The sequence below is a fragment of the Bradyrhizobium sp. NAS80.1 genome, assembly GCF_001908205.1.
GTDB lineage: Bacteria > Pseudomonadota > Alphaproteobacteria > Rhizobiales > Xanthobacteraceae > Bradyrhizobium.
The window spans coordinates 1-5,601 of the sequence record NZ_LGHL01000309.1 but is presented as its reverse complement, the minus strand read 5'-3'; the positions used below and the strand labels follow the sequence as shown (position 1 = coordinate 5,601).

The window sequence follows — 5,601 nt, the reverse complement described above, 5'->3', positions numbered from 1 at the left end:
TCCAACACCTCGCTTTCCTGCAAAATCGAATATTATATCAAGACCAATTCTGCTTATTTCTCAGACCGATCCGTATTCTTCACGGACGACTAAATGTGCGACTGCACGAAATCCGCCCTCACGCCATACGTGCGTGCGGTTCTTGCATCCGGTGAAGAGCGGCTGTTTCAACAGGGTGAGCAGCTCTTCGTCGTCGAACGCGTCACGCGGTAGTGGAGCTAGGTTTTCGGGATCGATGCATTCGAATTTGGGGCGCGGTCCCAGATAAAGCTTCTCCTGAATGGCCCAATCAATGAACTTGTAAAGACCGCCCCAATAACGGCTCTTAATCGTCGTGGTCGTCACACGCACCAGGTCGGACCAGTCATGTGTCTTCGCATATTCGTAGCGCTGGAATAGGGTCTTCGAAAACTCGCGCGGAATGTTGTCGCGGTTCGGGATGTCCGGGAGTGCTTCGTCGAGCAGGGTCCACTTCTCGTTACTTAGCTCGCCCATGTGTGGATCGCCGAGAAAATCGACCGCAAATTGCACGACCGCCTCGGCTTCCCCGCGACCCTTCATCTTGTGCTGGCGCTTGCGGTCGGCGGGCTTTAGAAATTCGGCCAGCGCGTCCGACATTTTTTTCGTGGATGCCGGGGCCGCGCCCTTGAGCTCGGCAGCCTTTATGTCCGGCTTGGGGTGAGGCTGTTCAGCCGGTCCAATCGTGGCTGATCCGAAATGCTTGGCCATCTCGGTCGCCAAGCCTTGGGCCAGGGCTACAAAGTCGAAGGGCGCCAAAACAGGGGAGGTCGGCAAAATCTGCAATTGCCCAACTTTATCCGCCCCACCGGCGGCCTGGCTCAAATTGGGACCGGACGACTTAAGACGGCGCGCGGTGCATTTGGCAAATTCGCTTTCGGCGGCCTTATTCTGATCGACGAAACTGACCCAATTTTTCGCGAGGTCGGGAAAATGAGGGCGAGAGAAGAAGCCGCGCTCGCGGGCGCGAACGAAGAAAGTCCGGACCGGGTGCTCAAATGCCTGACGGCCGGACAGCTCGCTCTCATCGCCGGGGACACCGGCAGCGACATACGCTCGCAACCGCTGGTCAACGAGAGCTCCCAGCGCCTCCAGATCTGGAGCCTGGACGATCTCTAGAGCCCATTTCAGGGTTTTCACCAGCCTTCTCCGCGCCTCGTTAAAGTTGCCTGTTCTGAGGCTGACACGGAGCAGGGGCCGGCCAAAGATTTCTGCGGCGCGTTTCCCCAATCTAATTTGGAGGCAGTACCGTCCGTCCGGACGGCGGCTGAGATAGGCCGGGCGGGCCACGTGCTTGCCTTTCTGGGAGACCCGGCCGGGGTGATACATCCCAGTGAGATGTATCACCCTCAGACTCGAACCTCCGATCCAGACAAGGCTTTGGATTTTCTATGGAATTCTGTTTTTGAGGGATATGGTAACGCGTCCCTCCCCCGCTACCAATCCTGCGAATTTCCACACCAAACTACGATTTTCCACGATTGGGTTCGCCGGACAGTAAGGGAGCCGCAAAATTTGCCGTGAGCGGTCAACCGGTGTTGGCACAAGGCGAATTGCACTAACGCGCACGTCGTCATCAAAGTGCTTCAACGAACTCGACCATTCGATGCCGTTGATCGAGATCGGGCAGCGGGCCGCGCATCGCGGCGGCATTATCCGCCATGTGGCGGGGATCGCCGGTCCCGGGGATCACCGCGGTCACACGCTGGTCACTGAGCAAATATTTCAGAAAAAACTGTCCCCAGGAGTTCGCGAACACTTGTGCCCAGTCCGGCAATTCCTTGCCGTGCACGGCGCGGAATAATCTGCCATTGCCGTAAGGCAACGCGGTCAGCACGCCGGCTCCAACTTCGGCGGCCAGTGGCAGGATGGTCTTCTCAGCCCCGCGGTTATCGAGTGAATAGTCGATCTGGACGAAATCAGGCTTCTCCCGTTCGAGCACCGCCACGACCGCGGGATAGTCCCGGTGGAATGTCGAGGTGATGCCGACATAGCGGCACATGCCCTGCCTCTTCCAATCGTTGAAGCGTTGGAGAGATTGCTGCTTGTTTCTGACGTTGTGGAGCTGCAGTAGATCGACGCTTGCTGTTTTCAGTCGGGCCAATGATCGTTTGAGTTCTTGGGAATCAGGCGACTCGAGCTTGGTAGCGATGAAGAGCTTCTCGCGTATGCCAGCCGTTTTAGTGACCTCGCCGAGCACGCTTTCCGCATCGCCGTAGGTTGAAGCGGTGTCGATAAGCCGTCCGCCATTCTTGATCAGAGCCTGCACGACGGCATCGGCCTTGCTCCGCGTGGCTTCGTTATTCTCATCGAAAACATAGGCGGTGCCAAGGCCGACGGCGGGAATGCGTTCGCCGCTGCCTGGAATTGGACGGGTGAGAAGCGGGGTCTCGGTCTGGGCAACGGCGTTGGTCGACAGCAAAAATCCGCCCGCAAGCGCGACAAAGTCTCGGCGTGTGATCTGCTGAGTCATTTGGATTGCCATCCCGACTCTCCTTGATCATCTGCTTTCATCGCGAGGCGCTCCTGCGTTCGCCCCAGCGTGGTTGAGAGAACGAGCCAGCCCGCCGCGACCGGGAGCACGCACAGCGCGATGGCGCCAAGCTTCAATCCCAGCGCTTGCAGGCTGTCATAGACCCAGCCATACAACGCATCCGAGCCGCGATAGATCACCACATCGATCAGGTTTTTGGCCTTGTACTTTTCCTCGCGGCCGACCACGGTGAAGAACACCTGGCGTGCCGGATTTGCGATCGCAAAGTTCATCCAGCGTTGCGCGACCTGGAGTGTCACCACCACGGACAGGCTTGGCGCGATCGCCAGCGCAGCAAAACCCACGACATAAACTGCAGGCAAGGCTGCGGCCGCGATGCCGGTGCCGAAGCGCTTGAGGAATGCGGCGGTGGCAAACACCTGTGTCGCCAGGCTCAGCAGACCCACCGAGAGGTCGATGCCTGCAAACAAGCGCGTTTGCGCTGCCGCGCCGTGGATCGTCGCCGAAACGATGTTGGCCTGCGCGAAATAGGTAATCGTCGCACCGAACGAGAGCAGGCTGACCCAGGCGGCCACGCCGAGGAGATAAGGCGATCGGATCAGTTCGGACAATCCCGCAAACGCGCTGCCGCCAACGCGCTGCCGTCGAAGGTCCACTTCCGTCGGCGGATCCGCCACGCTTTCAATTCGATGCACGCAGAACACGGCTAGTTCGAGGAAAGCGGCGGCCACTATCAGCAGGTTGAGCGGACCGAGCGGCGCCGACAGCCAGATCGTGACAACAGGACCGAGCAGCGCGCCAGCGGTCCCCCCCGGCGCCGATGAACCCGAACAGCCGCTTTCCTTGCTCTGAAGCAAACAAATCGGCCATGAACGACCAGAACACCGCAACCGCGAACAAGTTGAACACGCTGACCCAGACGAAGAACACGCGTGCCACGATCACTCTTTCGACGTCGAAAATCAGCAACAGCCAAAACAGGGCCAGGTTGGCGACGAAGAAGTGGTAGACGATGGGAATGAACCTGATCCGCGGCAACCTCGCCACCAGTGCGCCGTACAGCGGCTGAGCGACGAGCAGACTGACAAATGTGGCCGTGAACAGCCATGGCAAGTTTTTGACGCCGCCGGCGATGCCCATCTGATCGCGCAGCGGGCGCAACACATAGTAGCCGGCAAGCAGGGTGAAGAAATAAGCGAACGACCACACCGCTGCCCCCCGCTCTCGCGCGGTACCAGGCACCGTGCGCGCCAACCAGCCCAGGAGAGCTGTCGTGGCAGCCGTCATGGTGCCAGCGACAGCTTCTGCCTGAGCTCGGCCGCACTCACATTCTGGCCGTATCCCGGCGCGCCGCGCTGGAAGCGGCTTGCATCGGCTAGGTTGCCGACCTCAACCGGATCAAAGCCGGCATCGCGCACCAGTCCCGCCCCTACCCGGACTGCTTCCTGATCATCGCCAGCGATCGGCACCGCAAGCCTGGGAGGAGGGCGGTTCGCTTCGCGCTCAAAGATCATGTAGTTGAGCGTGTTGAAGGCGCGCACCAGCCGCGCCCCGGGCAGATATTTCTGCGAAGTAACTCCTATGCCATTGCGCTCAACCTCGTCGGCGATGGCGCCGTCGCGGCTGGCCACCGCATTGTCGGCGTCGAGCACGATCTTTCCCGCTAACGATTTACCGTAATCTCTGCCGATCTGCGGCAGTGCGCCGTAAGGCACGGCGATGAAGACAACGTCGCCAAATGCAATCGCCTGATCGACTGTCCCGGCCTGCGCAAGGGGGCCAAGGCGCGCAACGAGGTCCTGCAATTCCTCCGGGTGACGTGACGAGAAGAAGACCGGATGGCCTGCCTTGGTCCACAGGCCGCCAATCGTGCCACCGATATGGCCCGCGCCGACAACGCCGATTTTCATTTTGGGACTGGAGGCGGTCTGGCCCGATACAGTCGTCGCTTGGAGCATCCCTTGGAGAATGAGCACTCCTGCAGCGCCCAATAGCGCGCGACGACGGCGATCGACGGTGACGTGCTTGAACATCAGCACACCAGTGGCAAATTGCAGGACGAAATCTCGTCGCACTTTTCAGCTTCAAGAAGTCGTTCCCCCCGTGACGACTATTATAATGCGAAGAGTGCCGTAAGTTCCGATTCGAGGAAGCGCTCGCACGGAGTTGATCCTTGTTCCGAAGAGCGGCTTTTTGCAATTTGCATGGTGCGTCTGCCGGTCGGCGATGATCGCCATCGCATGCGCTACGGCTGCTGTTGTCGTGCCGCTGTACTCCGCATATGTCAGTTGCACGGATTACAAACGGTCCCTAACGGTCAGGGGATCTGTTGGGTGCAGCGGAGGGAGCGGCGTTTTCAGAGGGCATAGGCGGTACGTCGTCTCTCACGCTACATTGTTCGATGTAACGATCTTCGGTCATATCGCGTCCCATCATCGCTTCCTTATCAGCCCGCCATTCGTTTTCGCACTCTTCCTCAATATTTCCGGGGCGTTGTCTGTTTTGCTTGTGCGGAGAGGAACTGGCAGCAGGGGCAGCGGTGGTAGAGTTTGACGTGGTGGTTCCCGCAAAGGCGGTGAAGTGCAGGATTGTTATCCCAGCAAGCGCACCGCAAACCAAACAGAGGGACTTTTTCATCTCTGGACCCCAGTTTCGTCGCGAAACCACCGCTAAACATGTGGTCGTGCGTGCAACGGTTCCATTCCTGATCCCCGCACTACTGAATGCAAATCTCTCGCGCCTGTTCCCCGCCTTGGGAGGCTCGGTCAAAAAAGTTCGAACTGGTCGTGGCCGGCCTCGGCTCTCGAGCGCGTCAAAGTAATGCATGGTACAGCTACTGAGCTTGCACAACTTGTTGATGAGTTCGATGCCGAAGCCCGAAGAAAGTTCGTCAAGGCTTGATCCTCTCTAACGCCAAGCTCTGCTGCCCGTCGGGCAAAACACCCGCCACCCCGTCAACCCTTTCCCACAAAAATATTCCACTTTACCGAAATTCGGAAATATCGTATGTGTCGCCCATCCCGGCTCATCCTTGAGGGGCGATCTTGTGTCGTCACGTTTCGCGAGCCGGGCTTGCGGTGGACGCGGCA

At 59.0% G+C, this 5,601-nt stretch carries 5 protein-coding genes; all 5 read right to left on the bottom strand.

What is annotated here, in order from left to right; all coding sequences use genetic code 11:
* Positions 1 to 60 precede the first annotated feature (60 nt).
* Positions 61 to 1,158, bottom strand: a complete 1,098-nt coding sequence (locus tag AC629_RS42245) for a hypothetical protein (protein WP_143199888.1) — start codon at positions 1,156 to 1,158, stop codon at positions 61 to 63.
* A 436-nt stretch (positions 1,159 to 1,594) separates the two neighbouring features.
* Positions 1,595 to 2,503 carry an aldo/keto reductase gene (locus tag AC629_RS42235; RefSeq protein ID WP_084810544.1) on the bottom strand — a complete coding sequence of 303 codons (909 nt, stop codon included), beginning with the start codon at positions 2,501 to 2,503 and terminating at the stop codon, positions 1,595 to 1,597.
* A complete protein-coding gene (locus tag AC629_RS42230) occupies positions 2,488 to 3,189 on the bottom strand; it encodes a hypothetical protein (protein ID WP_084810543.1) in 702 nt (233 codons plus the stop codon). Before AC629_RS42230 ends, AC629_RS42235 begins: the two co-directional genes overlap by 16 nt.
* A gap of 4 nt (positions 3,190 to 3,193) precedes the next feature.
* Positions 3,194 to 3,799 carry a hypothetical protein gene (locus AC629_RS42225; protein WP_143199887.1) on the bottom strand — a complete coding sequence of 202 codons (606 nt, stop codon included), beginning with the start codon at positions 3,797 to 3,799 and terminating at the stop codon, positions 3,194 to 3,196.
* On the bottom strand, positions 3,796 to 4,545 hold the full coding sequence (locus tag AC629_RS42220; protein ID WP_084810541.1) for an NADPH-dependent F420 reductase: 750 nt from the start codon (positions 4,543 to 4,545) through the stop codon (positions 3,796 to 3,798). The genes AC629_RS42225 and AC629_RS42220 overlap by 4 nt, the downstream gene beginning before the upstream one ends.
* Positions 4,546 to 5,601: the final 1,056 nt, after the last annotated feature.